The sequence below is a fragment of the Bartonella sp. HY761 genome (assembly GCF_026743145.1).
Classification (GTDB): Bacteria; Pseudomonadota; Alphaproteobacteria; order Rhizobiales; family Rhizobiaceae; genus HY038.
In genome coordinates, this window is the sequence record NZ_CP104887.1 from 643412 (window position 1) to 661584 (window position 18173).

Consider the following 18173-nt stretch of genomic DNA (forward strand, 5'->3'; position numbering starts at 1 on the left):
TATTGCTACCTGATGGTTAGATAATTGACACATTTGATTTATAGGGCAATGAAGTAAAGTTTTGTTGCGCAACGAAATGTTGTCTTGTAAGTTTAGGCTTCAACTTAATATGGATTTTATTGGGGTGTAAATGTTGTAAATTCACCTAAAAGTTGAGGTGTTATGCATTTTTGTATGAATATTAATATAAAGCGTATTATTGAAACCTAAAAAAGTACTTTTAGGCAAAATATGTTTAAGGTGAAGGTCAAGGCATTTTGATTATTCAATCTTTGATCAAGATGTTTAAGGAAATTGGAAATAGTGTAATGTTTAGATTTTTAGCTTTAATTTTGTCGCTTAGTATAACTGTTTTTTCTTTTTCCTCCGCTTTTGCTAATCCCTATATTGTTGTTGATGTGCAATCAGGTCGCGTGCTTGCCCATAACGAAGCTTTTGATCGTTGGTATCCTGCCTCTCTTACTAAACTTATGACCGCTTATGTCACATTTCGTGCATTACAGCGTGGTGAAATTAGCCTAGAAACACCTATCCGTATTACCACGACTGCTGCGCAATTACCGCCAAGCAAATCTGGCTACAAGGCTGGCTCCACATTGACCCTTGATACAGCTTTAAAGATTATGATGGTTAAGTCGGCCAATGATATAGCAACATCTATTGCTACTGCGGTTGGCGGTTCTGATGATGCATTTGTTGCGCGTATGAACTCCGAGGCGACTAGGATTGGTATGGTGGGTAGCCATTTTGCTAATGCAAGCGGACTACCCGATCCTTCTAATTATTCAACTGCCCGTGATTTAGCTGTTTTAGCAGCGCAAATTCGTCGCGAGTTTCCTCAATATGCGCATTATTTCAATATTCCAGCTATTGATTATGGCAATGGGGCCAAGTTGGTTCCTAACACTAATAATTTGATTGGTCGCTTCAATGGTGCCGATGGCATGAAAACCGGCTTCATTTGTTCTTCAGGCTTTAATCTTGCCGCTTCAGCAACGAGAAAAGGGCGCATTATCGTTGCTGTCGTCTTGGGTGCAGAACGCATTGATCAGCGTGAAGGCCTATCAGCGCAATTATTAAATGATGGTTTTAAAAGCGCTGGTTCACAACAATTAACCTTAGTGACATTGCGTCCATATGGCAGTAAATTATCGCAAGCAACTGATTTACGTCAAACAATTTGCACAGAAACTGCTTGGCAGGAGCGTTTGCAATATCGTGATGAAAATGGAAAAATTCAATTTTCTTCGCCGTTCATGTCGGCATTGGATATAAATAACATAGCTGCTATTCCGGTTCGTTTATTGGCTGCGCCTCCAGTTTTAAAAGCTGGGCAAGTGCCAGATTGGAAAGTGCCCGTTCCAGTTGCAAAGCCTTCTTTTTAAAAAAGGGCTTACCAAGCCTTCAAGAGCAAAACATTAAATAAACGTACTTTCAATGTTGTAATTTTGATTAGCAAAATTACAACATTGATCGATAATGTCTAAATATCTTATATTAAGAGCGATGATTTATTAGCTTCGAACTTAATGAGAAACATCAATTTGCTTAAAAATTAAGATTGTTAACTATTCATTCACCATAAGTCTATAAATATTATAAACGAAAGAGGACCGATCTATTGGTTCATTGATTTGATATAATAATCTGCTTGCCATTTTGGGCTAGCCAATGACGGGAGATCCAGCTGTGACATCCATGCTCGCGGATAATTTGGATTTTAAAACATCGACTGCATCCATTGCTGTGCAGCGTTGGGCACGCCGTCTAAGTGTTGGGCCTTTTTTTCGGTGGCGTTTTAGCGGCTTTAGTCCGCAACAGATTTTAAATCGTCCCATTGATTTACATTTAGCTGATCCCTATCTTGCTCATGAATTTTATCATGGGCGGTTTCCTCTTGCTGGCCGTATTGTCCAGACCGGATCTATTTCACCCTTTGTGGTTGTCCCTCCAACCAGAGAGTGGCAAAACGCCTTGCATGATTTTAGCTGGCTACGCCATATGGCAGCGGCTGAAACGGAGCTTGCAAATGCTCATGCGCGTTCATTATTGGGTGATTGGATTGATATTTGCGGTAAGCGTATTCACGGCAATGTTTGGGATGGTGCAGTTACTGCTGGTCGGATTATTTCATGGCTCACACATTCAGATATTTTATATGAAAGTGGCAATACCGCGTTTAAAAAGCGGTTTTTAAGGTCACTTGGCCTGCAGGTACGCTATTTGCGCACCGCGGTCAAAACTATGGATCTAAATGAGCATCGCTTGCTCGCCCATATTGCCCTTACTTTTGCGGCTTTAGCTTTACCTGTATCACAACGAGTTGCAAAGCGCACGACGCGCAATTTGGAGCGCGAATTGCAAAAGCAAATATTGCCCGATGGTGGTCATATTTCACGCAATCCAGCTATTTTACTAATGCTTCTATCGCATCTTATTGCGCTGCGTCACTGCTTTGCCCAAAGCGATATTGAGGTGCCAGAGGTTTTACATGCAGCCGTTGAACGCATGTTGCCTGCCTTGCGTTTTTTTCAGCATCGTGACCAAAGTCTTGGCAATTTTAATGGTGTTGGCCCCACGCTATCTGATCGCCTTGATATTATTTTGCAATCGGACGAAACTGCTGGCAATCCTTTTAGTCATGCACCGCATTCTGGTTATCAGCGTTTGGCTGCGGGTGGCACAACCGTCCTTGCTGATACGGGCAAGGCACCAAGCGGCGCAATTTCAAAAACTGCCAATGCAGGTTGCTTATCCTTTGAAATGTCGTCTGGTATTAAAAAATTTGTGGTAAATTGTGGTGTTGATCCATATGGACCAGAAGAATTTCGTTTTTCTGGTCGCTTGACTGCGGCTCATTCTACGGCAACCATAAATGATACTTCATCATGCCGTTTTCGTAAAAATGGTCGGGTAGATAGCGCCATTACAGCGGGGCCGTCTAAGGTTGTGGTAAAACGTCTTGAACAAGATGGTCAATCTGGATTTATAGCTCTTCACGATGGTTATGCACGTAGCTTTAATGTGTTGCATCAGCGCACGATGATGCTATCTGATGATGGCATGGTTTTGGAAGGTGCGGATTCATTTCTTAAAGCTAATAAAGCACACCCCTTCAAGGCTGCAAAAAATATTGCAACAATTCGCTTTCATTTGCACCCTGACGTAGAGGTTAGTCGCAGTGAAAGCGGTGCTTTACGTTTGGAAGTAATGGGCGCAGATAGTTGGAGTTTTAACACTGATGCACCCTTGCATTTAGAAGATTCCATCTATTTTTGTGGCCTTAAAGGGCCAACAAAGACACGTCAAATCGTTATTTCATGTGATATTGCCAATGCCAATGAAGTTTATTGGGCATTTCAACGTTTATCACCTATTGCTAAAAGCCAACCTAATTTGTCGCTTGATTTTGCTGTTGATGATATTTGAGTTACGGATTAGAAATCTGCTCATACTCTTCTTTAATAAATGGGGTAGTTAAAAATAATTTGCAAAAAAGGGTTTATACTTCTTGCGAATTGTTCTAAAAACCCCATTTGTTTGACAAAGAATTTTGACTTGTTACTGCAAGAGTAGTAAAAGAGTTAAAAATTCCAGCCATTGAGGGTAGACATATGGAAAAATTTACAAAGCTCACTGGCGTTGCTGCTGCCTTGCCAATTGTCAATATCGATACAGATATGATCATTCCAAAGGATTATCTTAAAACGATTAAACGCACTGGGCTTGGAAAAGGTCTTTTCGCAGAGCTTCGCTATAATGAGGATGGTTCAGACAATCCTGATTTTGTGCTCAACCAACCAGCCTATCAGCATGCGCAAATTTTGGTTACTGGCGATAATTTTGGTTGTGGTTCCTCGCGTGAGCATGCTCCTTGGGCGCTAGCAGATTTTGGTATTCGTTGTGTTATTTCAACATCCTTTGCCGATATTTTCTATAATAACTGTTTTAAAAACGGTATTTTGCCGATTAAAGTAACGCAAGAAGAGCTAGAGTCTTTGCTTGATGATGCAACTCTTGGCGCAAATGCTACTTTAAGCGTTGACCTTGAAACGCAAGAAATTCGTCGTCCTGATGGTGGTATTATAAAGTTTTCGATTGATGAATTCCGCCGTCATTGTATGCTCAATGGTTTAGATGATATTGGCTTAACTTTACAAAAAGTATCAGAAATTGATACATTTGAAAAAAGTGAAGCGCAAACCCATCCTTGGGCTTAAATAACGCTAAAAGTTGAATTGATTTTAAGGTACAGAACATATTGCTGTTCTGTACCTTGATTTTGTTTAGCTTTGTCTTAAATTTGTAATAGATGACCTATCATTATCGAAAATAGGTATTCAGATATGGTTGTGTTTTACAAAAAATGCCAAAGCGCTAAAGTCATAAAGCACAAATAATTTTGAAACTTGTGTTATCTCTCATGATTTTCATTAATTTTGTTTAAAACACTTGGTAATTTAAAATAGACACGATATATCAAACAAAAATACCTGATGGGCTTGAAAGTAAGTATTATATGGCGCGTATGGACCAAAGCCGAGATTGGAAAGCAAAGCTTGCACCTTCTCTTGGCGAATTAGATTCTCTTACAGTTGAAGCTTATGCTCAATTGCCTGAAAAGTTTCGTGCTTTATGTGGGGATTTGATTATTAGTGTTACCGATTTTCCTGAAGATCAAATTATTGAAGATATGGGGTTGGATTCACCTTTTGAATTGCTTGGTCTTTTTGAAGGTAATGGTATTGGTGAGCGCTTTAGTTTTCCCACTGGCGAAAAGCAAAATCGCATGACTATTTTTCGCCGTGCTATACTTGATTATTGGTCGGAAAATCCAGAAACTTTAGGCGATATTCTTACACAAATTCTTATCTATGAGATTGGTAATCATTTTGGATTATCCGATAAGGATATGGAGCAAGTTGAGGAAGCTGCGGAAACCTGTCTTTAAATAGTAGCATGTTTTCATTGACAACGCGGCTTAATCTTAAAAGCCATATTTAATATTTTGCATTTTTATTATCTGCTTCCTATATAATCTTCCATAAAGATTGTAATAAATATTATTATTTTTTGCAAAAGCCTGTTGAGTGGTTTTGCGTTAAATCTGTAAAGCAAAAATAGCGCATGCCATGGGACTTGATTGATGTGGATGTGCTTTGGGATTGGTTTTATTTATGCGTGGAATAGTTATCAGTTTTAGTCGTAATCGTGGTATGATTTCGGGTGATGATGGCCGGCGTTATGGTTTCAGTCATCTTGATTGGTCGGGCAGGGGAACCCCACAAGCTGGTACGCAAGTCGACTTTCTCGATCAAGGCACCAACGCTAAAAATATATTTCCACTTAAAATCGAGCGCGATTATTCAAAACTTATTTTAGCGTTGATTTGTCTCTTCTTGGGTATTTTTGGGGTGCATCGATTTGCTGTTGGTAAAATAGGTACGGGGATACTTATGTTGTTATCCACTTGCACTGGATATGGCGCAGCTATTACTCTTATTTGGGCCGTTATAGATTTCATCTTTATTGTAACCGGTAACTTCACCGATAAGAATGGCAATAAAATTGAGTAAAATTTATTGAAATATTTCTTTCAACCATATTAAAACGCCAATTTGCACTTTTAAATTGGCGTTTTTTAATTTCTATTATTCTTCTATAACCTTTAGTATAATCTTGCCGATATGGCTGCTTTCTTCCATAAGGCGATGGGCATTTTCTGCTTCAGTAAGCGGAAATACTGCGTCAATTAATGGTTTTATTGTCCCTGCTGCCAATAAAGGTAGAACATGGGTTTCTAACGCCTTAGCGATCAAAGCTTTGAAGGGTATTTCGCGCGCACGCAAGGTTGAACCTGTATGAACTAACCGCTTACGCATGAGATCATTAAGGTTTACTGTTGCCTTATGGCCATTTAAAAATGCGATCTGGACAATGCGCCCCTCAATGGCGGCAATCTTATAATTCCGTTCGGTATAATCGCCGCCAACCATATCAAGAATAAGATTAACACCCTTTTTTTCCGTAATGCGATTTATTTCCGTGACAAAATCTTGTTCTTTATAATTTATCGCATGGTCTGCACCAAGCGCAAGGCAAGCATCACATTTTTGTTTTGACCCAGCAGTTATAATGACTGTTGCACCAAAAGCTTTACCAAGTTGAATAGCTGTAGTGCCGATGCCTGAACTGCCACCATGGATAAGCAAAATTTCGCCGCTTTTTAGACCACCGCGATCAAATACATTGCTCCACACGGTGAAGAAAGTTTCGGGTATTGCTGCGGCTGTGACATAGTCCATATCGTCCGCCATTGGCAAGGCAATGCTTTCATCGACGATAGCATATTGAGCATAGCCACCACCGGCAATAAGTGCAAAAACGCGCGCCCCCAGTTTAAAGCGCTTTGCGCCATCACCTAAAGCGACCACTTCGCCCGCAATTTCAAGACCAGGCAATGGCGAAGCACCATCAGGAGCGGGGTAAACACCCATACGCTGCGCAACATCAGGGCGATTTACGCCGGCTGCATGAATCTTTACCAATATTTCATTGGCCTTAGGTTTCGGGATGGGAACTTCACAAGGCTTCAATACCGATGGATCGCCAAAAGTACTGATTTCAATTGCAGTCATCGTTTCTGGTAACATCACAGAATCCTTTTATCTCTCGGCACCTTTTATGCCATTCGTCATGACATTTAACAGTGTAGCTTGCTGTTTAAAAAACGGCAACGTTAGATATGATATTGAGCTTTCTTGGTTATTTCAAAAGTTGGTTTTAGTACCACCTTTAGGACTTTATTTGGATATTCATAAGTTCGCCATTAATATCAAAATCCAAAAATATTTTAAAATCACCAAGCGAAAGTCTACCATCGCTATTTTGCGATATAATATCATTTAAACAGAGTGTTTCCACAATTTCTCTTGAAATAATTTCGGATTCTGCATCATGTTTATCAAGACTAATTATGCCTGAAAATGGCTCACCATTTATTATGCTAAAGCTGAAATTGGACATCAAGCTGATCCTCAAATTGAGATTGCGTGTCTTGGGTTATATAGCTTGCTGATGAACTGCATTTAAAATTTGTTTCAATTTAACAAACAGTTAAACAAAGCCATTTATTGATAAATTTCCAATGCTGAAACTTCGCCATTTTCATCAAAATCAAAAATTATATCGACTTTTCCTAATGAATATTTTTCTCCAGTGAATTTTTTAAGAAAATTACTGAGAAAAAAGCCATCACCTAAATTTTTTGGAACGATTTCGCCTTCTTTATTCAGATTATTTATCTCAATAAAGGCCATGAATGATGCATCATTGGTTATATTTAACTTAAATTTAGCCATAGATTTATCCAAAGGAGTCAATCAATTCGTGGCATCTATTGAAAGCGTTCGATCCATGCAAGGGGTAAGCGGCGGGGGCGGCCATTAGCATTGATAATTGCTGCCTCTACCTCGGCGCCAACCAATAATTTATCACCGCGTAAAATTTTCTGCTGCATTTTAACCCGTGCTGCACTTACATGGCTAATGGTTGTTTCAACACATAAAACGTCGTCGATTTTAGCAGGAGACGCAAAATCAAGCGACATGCGGCGCACAATCCAAGCCACTGCCTCATTGGGGCCAGCTTCCGCCATAATATGATGATGAATATCAGAAAGGCGTAAAAATTCCGTGCGGCCACGCTCGAAAAACTCAAGATAGCGACCGTGATAGACGACGCCTGAAAAATCAGTGTCTGCATAATAAACGCGCACCATCAGCTGATGAATACCATCTTTAATTTCACCGCAAAAGGCAATATTTTTTTGATTGTCGCTTATATCTATCATAATCATTTCTCTTTTTGTTTTTGCGGCTTTATTGCGTTTTTAACGGTTAAAGTAAAGCAGGCTTAGTCGCTTTCCTCATCATCAAAAAGGCCAATTTGAGCAGCCCCTACCATATTTTCAGGCGCACGCAGACCCAAATGCCGCCATGCATTTTGCGTCAATACTCGTCCACGCGGTGTACGCTGGATAAAGCCTTGTTGAATTAGGTAAGGCTCGATAATATCTTCAATAGCATCACGCGGTTCTGATAATCCTGCGGCAATGGTTTCAATACCGACAGGGCCGCCGGCGAAGTTTTGCGCAATCATGAATAAATAGCGGCGGTCAAGTTGGTCTAGTCCAAGGCTATCAACCTCAAGCCGCGATAAGGATTCATCAGCAATTTTACGGTCGATTATATTTGTTTTGGCAACCAAGGCAAAATCACGCACGCGGCGCAATAAGCGGCCAGCAATACGTGGTGTACCACGCGCGCGGCGGGCAATTTCACGCGCCCCATCATCGGTGATCTGCATATGCATGATGCGGGCGCCGCGCCGCACAATGAGTTCCAACTCATCCACCGTATAAAAATTAAGCCGTACCGGAATACCAAAACGGTCACGCAGCGGTGTAGTGAGCAACCCAAGACGGGTGGTAGCAGCAACGAGGGTAAAGCGGGCTAAGTCAATTTTAACCGAGCGTGCAGCTGGTCCTTCACCAATGATAAGATCAAGCTGAAAATCTTCCATTGCCGGATAAAGAATTTCTTCAACTGCTGGGCTTAAACGATGGATTTCATCAATAAACAATACATCGCGTTCTTCCAAGTTGGTTAACAGCGATGCAAGATCACCAGCTTTAGCGATAACAGGACCGGAGGTTGAACGGAAATTAACCCCCAATTCTTTTGCCATGATTTGAGCAAGGGTGGTTTTACCAAGCCCGGGAGGACCAACAAATAAAACATGGTCTAATGCTTCATTGCGTACTTTTGCGGCTTCAATAAAAATTTTAAGATTAGCGCGTGCGGCTGCTTGGCCAACAAAATCATCAAGGGTTTGGGGTCGTAAACTTGTGTCGGTATCTTCCCCGCGCTTATCAGCTGCAATTAATCTATCGGGCTTTTCCATGTTTATTTACCTTGATAATTCTTTAAGCCCAAGCCGAATAAGAGTGGCAGATTCTGCTTCATCGCCAGCTTGCTTCAAGGCACTTGCTACGGCATTGGCGGCCTGTTCGCGTGAATAGCCAAGATTAGTAAGCGCAGAAACAGCATCGGAGACTGAAGAGGGGGCGTTTGCACTGCCAATATCTTCAAGCATGCCAAAATTTTCATTGCTAATGGTCGAAAAAGCAGGGGCCTTGCCTTGCAACTCCGTAATCATACGCTCTGCCACTTTTTTGCCAACGCCTGGTGCGCGTGAAATCATCGCAACATCACGCAAGGCAATGGCATTGGCAAGTTCGCCAGCACTCAAGGTTGCAATCACTGCAAGGGCAACTTTTGCACCAACGCCTTGCACATTTTGCAAAATTTTAAACCATTCTTGATCAAGCTTGGTGGTAAAGCCATAAAGACGGATAAAATCTTCACGTACATGGGTTTCAATAAAAAGTGTTACCGCTTCACCGATTGAACCTAAGGTCGCTAGCGTGCGGTTGGACAAAAATACGACATAGCCCACACCATGGACATCAAGAATGATATGATCATCGCCAATTTCGTCAATAATACCCTTGAGCTTACCAATCATATATTCACCTTTATGCACTTACCCGCATGCGGGCTTTTAATGACAATGTTTGGCGATTATGCGAATGACAAATAGCAATAGCCAAAGCATCTGCTGCATCGTTTGAATCAAAGGTTGCGCGTGGCATTAAAACCTTTACCATCATATGAATTTGTTGCTTTTCGCCATGACCAACGCCAATCACCGCCTTTTTAACAGCATTAGGCGCATATTCACTAACAGGCAAGCCATAAAGCGCAGGTACTAGCATGGCAATGCCCCGTGCTTGACCAAGTTTAAGGGTAGCGGTTGCATCCTTATTAACAAAAGTATGCTCAACCGCTGCTTCACTTGGCGCAAATTCGCGTAGTACCTTAAATAAACCATCATGCAATTGGCAAAGACGGGTAGCAAGATCACATTTATCATCTGATTTAACTGTGCCAGCACCAATGAAGCTAAGTTTATTGCCTTCGCTTTCAATTATACCCCAACCAGTATTGCGCAATCCTGGATCTATGCCAACAATTCGAATCATTTTTAACCTATGCCCTTATTTGATACTCTTTTAGCATGGTAATTGTAATAAGTGAACAAAAGGGAAACGAAAAAACAGTCACGCCAAAATAAGGACAATAAATGAAAGTGGTGAACAACGAATATCGATAAATTACAACAAAAATAAACCTATTTATCAGCTTGCTCTTCAAACCCTTGCTCTTCAAACCCTTGTGGGACATAAGCAACACGGGCGTAATTTTTGGTTACCAACTCCCTTGATAATTCTCGTCCTATCTGCCCTTTTTCATTGCAGGTGCGCCAAATTTCGTTGCGGCGAAAAAACATGCCATTGGTTTCACGAATAAAGGCATGGTTTTCTTCTATAACATGATAGCGGTAGGGTAGGTCATCTGAGCAACGCAATTCGCCTTCTAAACATTTTTCAGAAAACCATAAGCGAATTTGAAACGTATGGTTGGTATTATTTTTAAATTGGTAATCTCGGTAATTATAAAATACCGTTGCACCGCTACCAAAAGGTAACACACGTCCATCATCAGGAAAGGGATCATAAGAATGATGATAACGTTCGGTAACAGTGAGGGGAGAATGGATAACCAGCCAATGAATAAGGTTGGAAATTTGGCAAATGCCACCACCAATACCGGCACGCGGCTTACCAAAGGATATTTCCATACCTTCTAAAAATCCGCGTTTTTCAGTTGGTTTACCAACACGACGACAAAAGGAAAAGGTTTCCCCCGGTTTAATGATTAGACCATCAATTGTTTGAATAGCAATTTTTAAATTGGTTACCTTATTGCGTTGCAATTGCATATCGCTTTCACCAAGCTTTTTTAACAAAACCGATTGGTGTTTTTTGACGCGGTAGGGTAAAAGTTCACTTTTTTGATGCTTCGCATAGTGCTTGCCATCGCAATACCACAAGCATTGCCGCCATGAACGGCGTAAAAATACTGATATTTTATATAAAATAGGATGATAGCTGCTAAGCGGTTTACGTGCCACAATATTGCCTATATTTTAAATAGAGTTAAATAATGTATAAATTGATATTTTCCACAGCAGATATAAATGAAAAGGTAGAAGAATATACCTATCTGTTTAATCTGAAGATATATTTAAATCTATATTATGCAAATAATTATTTTTCCAAAATAATGTTTAGAGACGTTTATAAGGAAAACAATTATTATAGTGAAGATTTAGGTGGTAATAGCGGTTTAGATATTTGGATTACCCAATGCTCATTATATAATGGGCCGATGGCGTTAAAAGATGTACAAGAAATACATCTCAATAGGTGTGATAATCGATTTGCGGTCAACATCAAATCTGCATCTGACAAAATTGATCTGCAATGTTGGCGCTTAGAAATATATCAGCATAACCAAGATCGCATCACATTTTTTCCATCAATTGATAAAGATCGTCTCCCTATATTTGATAGAAAAGGGCAAGATACTATAAATTAGCTTGTTAAAAATATGTATGATATTGTTTTTTCAACCGACGATATAAATCAAGATCAAGAAGAATATATATGTTTTTGATACGGTGAAAATTTTAAATCTTTATTATGTCATTAATCATTTTTCAAAATTATTGTTTCGAGATGCAAGTATGGAAAATGGTTGCTTTAGTGAAAAAGGCGCGAAGGATATTTGGGTGTTTGAATGGTTGCATTATAAGGGACCTTTGGCATTATTGGACGCGCAGGAAATCCTATTCCATAGGCATCAAGAAGGTTTTCAAATATCTATAAATGCGTTGGCGGGCAAGATTGATTTGCAATGTTGGCGATTGGAAATATGCCAACACAACCAAGATCGCATCACATTTTTTCCATCAATTGATGAAGATCGTCTTCCGATATTTAACCAAAAACAGACACTGAGAAAAAAGTAAAATAGGCTAATTGGGGGATTAATTTACGATAGCTTCCCCATAGTCAAAGAAGTCTATTCCATAAAAGCTGCCTTGAATTAGATAAAGGTTGTAAATTTTTAGAAGCGTTGGTTTTTGAGTAAAAATAAATATGAGCTTATTGATAAACTGATATATTTACCTTTTGGTAGTGTAAGTCATGGTTTTATATAAGATTTTGTACTTTTTGCTTTAATATTAATAAATTTATGGGATAACCAATTAAAGTTGCATCCACAAAAGGAACGTAATTTGATGAATAGGTTTTTTACGCAACAAGATATATTAGAAAATAACGTAACGGTTGAAATATTTGAGTATTACGCGAAGACTGAAGATTTGAATTACGTTGACGTTATAAAAATATTTATTAAAATTTTAGAAAATCTAACAAATCAAGTTAATCATGATTTTTTTAAATATATAGAATATGCTAAAGAATTTTATTATGGACCACATGTAGGAGATGAAAAGTTTCTTGAGGAAAAAAGAGTGAGTCTATGGAAAAAGATGGGTAAAGACCCGAACAGTCAGTTATATAAAGAGGGTAGACCTATAATCTATCCGTTATTTAGTGAAAAGGTTGCAATTGAAATGAAGGGGGAAGAACTATACATGCTTATTCCTTGTTTTATTTTTGATTTACTTAATTTGAATCTCAATAATTGGCAATATATAGAGCCTTGTGTTGCGGAATATTACGGCGAAATTTCAAAAGCATAGCTTTAAATTCTAATTGCCTTCAATAATTTAAGATTTATCTACCTTCAACGTCCAGAGGATTTGGATAAGATTATATCCTCTGTGCTCTTTTTTTGAAGTTTTTATGCTTATGAGTTCCGATCAAAATTAGCTTTTTAGGGCTTGCGTCTTGTCATCGCGCCGCTCATTAAAAATGAGCCAAAGATTACGAATATAAATAAATAAGCCTGCACCTTGACCCAAAATAAACACGGGTTCTTTACGGCTAATTGCATAAACAAATAGAATTAAACCGCCGCCAAGGGAAAAAAACCAGAAGGCAACGGGCACGATTGAACGTTTTGCACGCTCTGACGCTAGCCATTGAACGACAAAACGCATAGTAAACATGAGCTGCCCACAATAGCCAATAACCGCCCACCAATCCATTTGCGCCACAAACACTTCATGGAACCATGCGCCTAGTGCATCAAACATTTTCGGTATTTCCTGTTGTTTCGTCTAAATTTGTGGTTGGGTTTAACTTTAATTCGCTAACCTTTGGTACAATTTTAAATCGGCGGCGAAGCCACCATACTCCAAATAGATCAAGAACGCCGACTAAGGCGCGATCTAAGATACCATAATTGGATTTGCCGTGTACGCGCTCGCGGTCAATAACATCAAGATGGCCAACTTGATATCCTTCACGTAAAACAAGGGCAGGTAAATAACGGTGCCAACCATTAAAGTAAGGTAGTTTTTTAAAAATATCGGCGCGTACAGCTTTTAATCCGCAGCCAGAATCGCGCGTATTATCTTTCAATATCGCTTGGCGCAAACCATTGGCCATGCGCGATGAAAATTGCTTCAATTTCGTGTCGGTACGTTTCAGTCTTTGACCTGCGACTAAGCCCATATCTTCACCGCCTGCAATTAATTTATCGGCAAGTTGTGGTAAATAGGCTGGGTCATTTTGACCATCACCATCAAGACTAACGATTATGCTCCCCGATGCTGCATAAACACCCGAACGTAGTGCGCAGCTTTGGCCCGAAGAGCGATCATGACGAATATGGCGCAAAGGTTTGCCTGCTTCCATACGGGTAGCTAAAAGTTTGGCAGTTGTGTCGGTTGAGCCATCGTCAACTACTAGCACTTCATAATTGCGCCCAGTCATTGCATTGTCAATTTCGTCTAATAAAAAACCTAAGTTTTCAGCTTCATTACGGCAAGGTATGACAACAGAAATTTTTTTATCTGGCAAAGATATAATCCTTGACGTTACAGCATGCAGCCTTGAAATCGATCTGGCTTTATGCATTGGGTTAAATAAAGTCTATAAGCGTTTATTAGCGCAGTTAGCTAAAGAATATCTTTTAATCCAATCTCATGGCGATGGCAATTATCTTTATACTAAGATAGCTTTGCACTTTAATATTTTAACAATAATCATATTTTTAAATTGTCGCTAACCAGTGCGCATTGGCAAAAAACGTTCATCTTCGCTATAGCCGTCTTTTTTCAGCATTTTTTCAATTTGTAAAGTATTTTTAACTCTAATTGGATTTTTCAGCATTTTTTCAAGGATGAGCCAATAAAATAGTCAAATATCATATAATAATTATGTGATCATCACAGGTTGTTTGTCTTGTGAAGCATGGCAGCCAATCGCCAATAGTAATATCTTTGATCACATTATAGTATCCTTGTCGGTGCGCCAAGTGGGTTATAAAGGGGCTTGGCACATCTGAACCTAAGCGAAATTTTTCATATAAAAGCCGGTATTTTATTAAGCCTTTGTCCAACTTACTGATAGTAGCTACTTTATCCATGATAAGTTTAGCATCTCGTTGAATTTTGCAATTGGGCTTTGAATTTAACCATATACCGATAAGGCCTGGTGCATAAATGCAAATATCATGATCGGCAGGCAGATCTTCACAAGAAATTTCACCATTTGTTAACGTGTAAAAAAACGTTAAAAAGTTGCTTAGCAAATATGGAATTTTTACACCATAGGGTATGAGAAGCGTTGTATGTTTAACGTCTAATTGTTTAAGCTCATCCATATTATTTGCGGTTTAAATCCTTGTGGCAAAATATTATAACTTTTATAAACAAAGAGTTGAGTATCTGATATAGATTTTTTTGAAATTGTGAATTTTAGCGAAAAAAACATAAAAGCCAAAAAAAATATTAAAAAATACTTGTCGAAAGAAAAAAACTGCGACACTATATATTGGTGATGAGAGTTGTTTTCAAGCCTATCTTGAAAGGCGAACTTCTTATTTAGCGTATTATTATCAACGCCGTTTTAAGTTTTATTCTAATTTGAAAATCTGAAGGTGAGAGGATTTTTTCTTTCACCGCATCAGAGGGGAAAACCGGGTGACGGAAATATCCGCACCCGGTTTAAAGTGGTTATTGCCAATATTTAAGCTTTTTCTTTTATTGCCGATGGTGAATAGATTAATTGCCGGCGTAAAATGAGCGCGTCACTTCGCCCATCGGGGGAGCGATAATAGCCTGCGCGTCTGCCAACTTCTTCAAAGCCAAATTTTTTGTAAAGCGTGATTGCTGCAATGTTGTTTTCATCAACTTCTAAAAAAGCACTTTCGACACGATGATGATAAAAATGGCGTAGTAATGCATGCATAAGTTTTTGCCCGATGCCGTCACCACGGTGCTCTTTATCCACTGCGATAGATAAGATTTCAGCTTCATCGGCAACAAGGCGCGCCAATACAAAAGCAACCATATTGTTAGGTTCCTTTATGGGGCGGGCAGATAGACCAAAAATCGTGCTATCTTGCAAAAAATTATGAAATGCATTTTCATCCCAAGTTTCAAAAAATGCACCAGCATGTAAGCGATGCAATGCCTCTACGTCGTCAAGGGTTAAAGGTGCTATGTCCATATTGCGTCGCATAAAGGGTAATCTGGTCATGCTAATTCCATAAATTGGCTGTTCTTAAAAAATGACTATTCTTAAAAATGAATGTTAAAATTCGCAGCTCAATGAGATAATTAAAATTATTCTATTAACAATTCAACTAATTAAATGCTTACCTATGATATAAGGGTAATAATATTAATCTATGCCAATTATTACCCATTTAAGAGCATTGCCATTTGCATCAAATGCAAGAACCAATATGTTTTATATACGGGGAAGGGCGAAGCCAATTTGCGGTTTTGCATCAGGCGGACGCATATAGACAGGGGTAGGTAAAGCGTTTTCAGGTGACTTATTTGCCCCTAATACTGCTAAGGATTGTAAAATTTCAAAATATGGTGGTGATTTGCGAGCCGCAATTAACGGGCTTTTGATATTGGCGGCGCCTGAGCCACTCAACAATATTTCACCCATAAGATTTTTGCGAATATCATCGGCATTTGCTGTATAAGCAGGCGTCAATATATTGCCTGCGGCATTAAAATGTTGCGCCATTAAAGTGCCGCCATGACCTTCTTCAATGATAGAGATCGCATATTGTTCATTGCGCAATGCAAATGCCTTGGCTTCCAATAATGATATGCCAATAACTGGTTTATCTAGGGCAAGGCCAAAGCCTCGTGCTGCGGAAACTCCAATGCGAATTCCGGTAAAGGAACCTGGACCAGTATTTACAATGATGCGATCTATATCCGAAAAACTTTTATTTGCCTTTTGCATGATTGTTGAAATCTGCTGCATCAAATGCTCTGCAGGACTTTTTTCAAGCGGATTTGTATCAAATGTAAGACACGTGTCACCATCAAAAAGGGCGGTAGCACTAAGGCGTGTGGCTGTGTCGATGATTAATAGCGTCATGGCAAATTTTACAACTCGATTTTCAAACTGGCGATAACCAGATCAATATTTAATTGTTTGCTTATACTGCCAATTGCAAAAAAAGCAAACCATCAGACAATAATCGGGGTACTCAATTAAAGGTGATTCCTGTTGTTTAAGCAAGAGTGCATGAATGGCGGTGTAAATTGCGCGCATTTGCAATAGGCATTTTATCTATAGCTTGGAATAAATGTTTCAAGATATAGTCGTCTCATCACAATTGAATTCATCATCTTTCTTTAAAAGATAAGGCATATGAATGATAAAATAATCTAAAATTATGAAGAATAATTAACGCGAATTTTTAGCCCATTTAAAAGTTGCCAATACGCAACTTCAGAAGGCATGAAAATAAAACGAATGATGAGGTGTTTGGCTTTTTCTTGTACTTGTTGAAATCGCGATGAATGAAAATATTGAAACAACAGCTGGCGATGATGAGCAGCTTTGCAAGGAGGCTCATGATAAATTGTTTTAAAGCTTTTTTAAAAAATATATTGGAAAAGAGATAATAGTATTTAGACAAAAAGCAAAATGTGAATATTGTTAATTTATTTGATATTTTTAATAAATATTATGATGTTTAAAGGGATTTTTGCCTGCGCCTAATTTAACTTTATAATAGAGGCAAATATGAGCAGATTGATCAGATAGTTTATCAGCTGATTGTCATTCTTTATTGTTGCTTTACAATAACTTATATCAGCACTCTTCACCAAAACGCTCATTAACCAGTTCCTCAATCGCATCAAGCACGGCATTGGCATCGTCACCTGATGCAATGACTTTAATTTTGCACCCTGGCGAAGCGGCAAGCATCATAAGTCCCATGATAGATGTGCCACCAACGCTCATGCCATCTTTTTCAACGTGTACATCAGCATTGAAAGAACCAACCAGTTTAACGAATTTAGCAGAGGCGCGCGCATGTAAGCCGCGCTTATTACAAATGCCAATATCACGTGTTAGCACCTGTTCTGCAAGGGATGGTTGTGATGATAGTTGCGTTTGTGACATTTTGCCTCCTATTCGTCTGCAAGAACCATGCTTGGTACGGTAATATAACGCCGTCCAGCATCTTGTGCGGCGCGTAGCGCCCCTTGCAAACTCTCAACATGCCTAACGCTCGCTAATTTTATCAGCATTGGTAGGTTGACGCCAGCAATAACTTCAATTTGGCCTTCTACCATAACTGATATAGCCATATTGGAGGGAGTGCCACCAAACATGTCAGTTAAAATAATGACACCATCATCTTCATCAACTGATTGAACTGCGGCCAAAATATCATCACGCCGCTGATCCAGATCATCATCTGGACCGATACAAACAGTTGCAAATTTTTCCTGTGGGCCAACCACATGCACCACTGCATGTAAGAATTCTTCAGCTAGCCTACCGTGCGTCACAAGCACGAGTCCGATCATATATATGCTCCCGTTAAAAACACATCTCGTCCAAGCTTGCTTGAGTTCTTCTTCAAGGACGAATTATCTATTGTCTCAGTCTTAACGCGGAGTGCAAGGGGAAACTTCAAATAATTACAATATTTCCGCTTCTTTAACCAATAAATGTGACTTTTTTGCCAAATTTCGCCACTTTTTCACCCAATTTGAAAAAGCGATGCAAATATTCTCTA

23 protein-coding genes are annotated in these 18173 nt (G+C 39.2%); 8 read left to right on the top strand and 15 right to left on the bottom strand.

The features are described 5' to 3' along the window. Positions 1 to 308: 308 nt before the first annotated feature. The 5 genes from N6A79_RS02585 (at position 309) to N6A79_RS02605 (ending at position 5576) form a co-directional block, all read left to right on the top strand. Positions 309 to 1385, top strand: a complete 1077-nt coding sequence (locus tag N6A79_RS02585; protein WP_268546864.1) for a D-alanyl-D-alanine carboxypeptidase family protein — start codon at positions 309 to 311, stop codon at positions 1383 to 1385. Positions 1386 to 1698: 313 nt separating this feature from the next. Further along, positions 1699 to 3429 (top strand): heparinase II/III family protein, encoded by a 1731-nt coding sequence (locus tag N6A79_RS02590; RefSeq protein WP_326848764.1) that lies wholly within the window; start codon positions 1699 to 1701, stop codon positions 3427 to 3429. Positions 3430 to 3614: 185 nt separating this feature from the next. Then, positions 3615 to 4220 carry a 3-isopropylmalate dehydratase small subunit gene (leuD, locus tag N6A79_RS02595; RefSeq protein WP_182418766.1) on the top strand — a complete coding sequence of 202 codons (606 nt, stop codon included), beginning with the start codon at positions 3615 to 3617 and terminating at the stop codon, positions 4218 to 4220. Between the two features lie 299 nt (positions 4221 to 4519). Further along, positions 4520 to 4951, top strand: coding sequence for a metallopeptidase family protein (locus tag N6A79_RS02600; protein WP_182418767.1), 432 nt, complete (start codon positions 4520 to 4522; stop codon positions 4949 to 4951). Positions 4952 to 5177: 226 nt separating this feature from the next. Next, positions 5178 to 5576 (top strand): TM2 domain-containing protein, encoded by a 399-nt coding sequence (locus N6A79_RS02605; RefSeq protein ID WP_268546867.1) that lies wholly within the window; start codon positions 5178 to 5180, stop codon positions 5574 to 5576. 75 nt (positions 5577 to 5651) lie between these two features. Here the strand turns inward: N6A79_RS02605 and N6A79_RS02610 are convergent, their stop codons facing one another. The 8 genes from N6A79_RS02610 to N6A79_RS02645 form a co-directional block, all read right to left on the bottom strand. Further along, entirely contained in the window at positions 5652 to 6653 is a 1002-nt protein-coding gene (locus N6A79_RS02610; RefSeq protein WP_268546868.1) for an NAD(P)H-quinone oxidoreductase, read from the bottom strand. Positions 6654 to 6795: 142 nt separating this feature from the next. Next, positions 6796 to 7026 carry a hypothetical protein gene (locus N6A79_RS02615; RefSeq protein ID WP_268546869.1) on the bottom strand — a complete coding sequence of 77 codons (231 nt, stop codon included), beginning with the start codon at positions 7024 to 7026 and terminating at the stop codon, positions 6796 to 6798. 104 nt (positions 7027 to 7130) lie between these two features. Beyond that, positions 7131 to 7361: a hypothetical protein gene (locus tag N6A79_RS02620; protein ID WP_268546870.1), complete on the bottom strand. Its 231-nt coding sequence runs from the start codon at positions 7359 to 7361 to the stop codon at positions 7131 to 7133. Between the two features lie 35 nt (positions 7362 to 7396). Continuing rightward, complete coding sequence (gene ybgC, locus N6A79_RS02625; RefSeq protein ID WP_268546871.1) at positions 7397 to 7852, bottom strand: tol-pal system-associated acyl-CoA thioesterase; 456 nt, start codon at positions 7850 to 7852, stop codon at positions 7397 to 7399. A 62-nt stretch (positions 7853 to 7914) separates the two neighbouring features. Continuing rightward, positions 7915 to 8964, bottom strand: coding sequence for a Holliday junction branch migration DNA helicase RuvB (ruvB, locus tag N6A79_RS02630; RefSeq protein ID WP_268546872.1), 1050 nt, complete (start codon positions 8962 to 8964; stop codon positions 7915 to 7917). Between the two features lie 6 nt (positions 8965 to 8970). After that, positions 8971 to 9588, bottom strand: a complete 618-nt coding sequence (ruvA, locus tag N6A79_RS02635) for a Holliday junction branch migration protein RuvA (protein ID WP_182418773.1) — start codon at positions 9586 to 9588, stop codon at positions 8971 to 8973. Between the two features lie 10 nt (positions 9589 to 9598). Further along, positions 9599 to 10105, bottom strand: a complete 507-nt coding sequence (gene ruvC, locus N6A79_RS02640) for a crossover junction endodeoxyribonuclease RuvC (protein ID WP_182418774.1) — start codon at positions 10103 to 10105, stop codon at positions 9599 to 9601. 149 nt (positions 10106 to 10254) lie between these two features. After that, positions 10255 to 11097: a VanW family protein gene (locus N6A79_RS02645; protein ID WP_268546873.1), complete on the bottom strand. Its 843-nt coding sequence runs from the start codon at positions 11095 to 11097 to the stop codon at positions 10255 to 10257. A 32-nt stretch (positions 11098 to 11129) separates the two neighbouring features. On the opposite strand from N6A79_RS02645, the gene N6A79_RS02650 reads away from it, so the two are divergent. From N6A79_RS02650 to N6A79_RS02660, 3 genes are all read left to right on the top strand, one after another. Next, complete coding sequence (locus tag N6A79_RS02650) at positions 11130 to 11564, top strand: hypothetical protein (protein ID WP_268546874.1); 435 nt, start codon at positions 11130 to 11132, stop codon at positions 11562 to 11564. Between the two features lie 148 nt (positions 11565 to 11712). Continuing rightward, a complete protein-coding gene (locus N6A79_RS02655; protein ID WP_268546875.1) occupies positions 11713 to 11997 on the top strand; it encodes a hypothetical protein in 285 nt (94 codons plus the stop codon). A 273-nt stretch (positions 11998 to 12270) separates the two neighbouring features. Continuing rightward, positions 12271 to 12738, top strand: a complete 468-nt coding sequence (locus N6A79_RS02660) for a hypothetical protein (protein WP_268546876.1) — start codon at positions 12271 to 12273, stop codon at positions 12736 to 12738. A 126-nt stretch (positions 12739 to 12864) separates the two neighbouring features. Here N6A79_RS02660 and N6A79_RS02665 read toward each other — a convergent pair whose 3' ends face one another. The 7 genes from N6A79_RS02665 to N6A79_RS02695 form a co-directional block, all read right to left on the bottom strand. Continuing rightward, a complete protein-coding gene (locus N6A79_RS02665; protein ID WP_268546877.1) occupies positions 12865 to 13194 on the bottom strand; it encodes a lipid-A-disaccharide synthase N-terminal domain-containing protein in 330 nt (109 codons plus the stop codon). Then, positions 13187 to 13963: a glycosyltransferase family 2 protein gene (locus tag N6A79_RS02670; protein ID WP_268546878.1), complete on the bottom strand. Its 777-nt coding sequence runs from the start codon at positions 13961 to 13963 to the stop codon at positions 13187 to 13189. Before N6A79_RS02670 ends, N6A79_RS02665 begins: the two co-directional genes overlap by 8 nt. Positions 13964 to 14309: 346 nt before the next feature. Next, entirely contained in the window at positions 14310 to 14768 is a 459-nt protein-coding gene (locus N6A79_RS02675) for a hypothetical protein (protein WP_268546879.1), read from the bottom strand. 365 nt (positions 14769 to 15133) lie between these two features. Next, the gene (rimI, locus tag N6A79_RS02680; protein WP_182418781.1) at positions 15134 to 15646 is read right to left on the bottom strand and encodes a ribosomal protein S18-alanine N-acetyltransferase; all 513 of its coding nucleotides are present in this window, start codon (positions 15644 to 15646) and stop codon (positions 15134 to 15136) included. Positions 15647 to 15859: 213 nt separating this feature from the next. Beyond that, positions 15860 to 16513, bottom strand: coding sequence for a tRNA (adenosine(37)-N6)-threonylcarbamoyltransferase complex dimerization subunit type 1 TsaB (gene tsaB / locus N6A79_RS02685; protein WP_182418782.1), 654 nt, complete (start codon positions 16511 to 16513; stop codon positions 15860 to 15862). Between the two features lie 723 nt (positions 16514 to 17236). Further along, entirely contained in the window at positions 17237 to 17551 is a 315-nt protein-coding gene (locus N6A79_RS02690; RefSeq protein WP_268546880.1) for an HPr family phosphocarrier protein, read from the bottom strand. An 8-nt stretch (positions 17552 to 17559) separates the two neighbouring features. Then, on the bottom strand, positions 17560 to 17961 hold the full coding sequence (locus N6A79_RS02695) for a PTS sugar transporter subunit IIA (RefSeq protein ID WP_182418785.1): 402 nt from the start codon (positions 17959 to 17961) through the stop codon (positions 17560 to 17562). Positions 17962 to 18173: the final 212 nt, after the last annotated feature.

Excerpts from the sequence above, each read along its gene's own strand:
- N6A79_RS02585 (WP_268546864.1), top strand. The coding sequence starts at position 309 with ATGTTTAGATTTTTAGCTTTAATTTTGTCGCTTAGTATAACTGTTTTT.
- N6A79_RS02590 (WP_326848764.1), top strand. The coding sequence starts at position 1,699 with ATGCTCGCGGATAATTTGGATTTTAAAACATCGACTGCATCCATTGCT.
- leuD (WP_182418766.1), top strand. The coding sequence starts at position 3,615 with ATGGAAAAATTTACAAAGCTCACTGGCGTTGCTGCTGCCTTGCCAATT.
- N6A79_RS02600 (WP_182418767.1), top strand. The coding sequence starts at position 4,520 with ATGGCGCGTATGGACCAAAGCCGAGATTGGAAAGCAAAGCTTGCACCT.
- N6A79_RS02605 (WP_268546867.1), top strand. The coding sequence starts at position 5,178 with ATGCGTGGAATAGTTATCAGTTTTAGTCGTAATCGTGGTATGATTTCG.
- N6A79_RS02610 (WP_268546868.1), bottom strand. The coding sequence starts at position 6,653 with ATGTTACCAGAAACGATGACTGCAATTGAAATCAGTACTTTTGGCGAT.
- N6A79_RS02615 (WP_268546869.1), bottom strand. The coding sequence starts at position 7,026 with ATGTCCAATTTCAGCTTTAGCATAATAAATGGTGAGCCATTTTCAGGC.
- N6A79_RS02620 (WP_268546870.1), bottom strand. The coding sequence starts at position 7,361 with ATGGCTAAATTTAAGTTAAATATAACCAATGATGCATCATTCATGGCC.
- ybgC (WP_268546871.1), bottom strand. The coding sequence starts at position 7,852 with ATGATAGATATAAGCGACAATCAAAAAAATATTGCCTTTTGCGGTGAA.
- ruvB (WP_268546872.1), bottom strand. The coding sequence starts at position 8,964 with ATGGAAAAGCCCGATAGATTAATTGCAGCTGATAAGCGCGGGGAAGAT.
- ruvA (WP_182418773.1), bottom strand. The coding sequence starts at position 9,588 with ATGATTGGTAAGCTCAAGGGTATTATTGACGAAATTGGCGATGATCAT.
- ruvC (WP_182418774.1), bottom strand. The coding sequence starts at position 10,105 with ATGATTCGAATTGTTGGCATAGATCCAGGATTGCGCAATACTGGTTGG.
- N6A79_RS02650 (WP_268546874.1), top strand. The coding sequence starts at position 11,130 with ATGTATAAATTGATATTTTCCACAGCAGATATAAATGAAAAGGTAGAA.
- N6A79_RS02655 (WP_268546875.1), top strand. The coding sequence starts at position 11,713 with ATGGAAAATGGTTGCTTTAGTGAAAAAGGCGCGAAGGATATTTGGGTG.
- N6A79_RS02660 (WP_268546876.1), top strand. The coding sequence starts at position 12,271 with ATGAATAGGTTTTTTACGCAACAAGATATATTAGAAAATAACGTAACG.
- N6A79_RS02665 (WP_268546877.1), bottom strand. The coding sequence starts at position 13,194 with ATGTTTGATGCACTAGGCGCATGGTTCCATGAAGTGTTTGTGGCGCAA.
- N6A79_RS02675 (WP_268546879.1), bottom strand. The coding sequence starts at position 14,768 with ATGGATGAGCTTAAACAATTAGACGTTAAACATACAACGCTTCTCATA.
- rimI (WP_182418781.1), bottom strand. The coding sequence starts at position 15,646 with ATGACCAGATTACCCTTTATGCGACGCAATATGGACATAGCACCTTTA.
- tsaB (WP_182418782.1), bottom strand. The coding sequence starts at position 16,513 with ATGACGCTATTAATCATCGACACAGCCACACGCCTTAGTGCTACCGCC.
- N6A79_RS02690 (WP_268546880.1), bottom strand. The coding sequence starts at position 17,551 with ATGTCACAAACGCAACTATCATCACAACCATCCCTTGCAGAACAGGTG.
- N6A79_RS02695 (WP_182418785.1), bottom strand. The coding sequence starts at position 17,961 with ATGATCGGACTCGTGCTTGTGACGCACGGTAGGCTAGCTGAAGAATTC.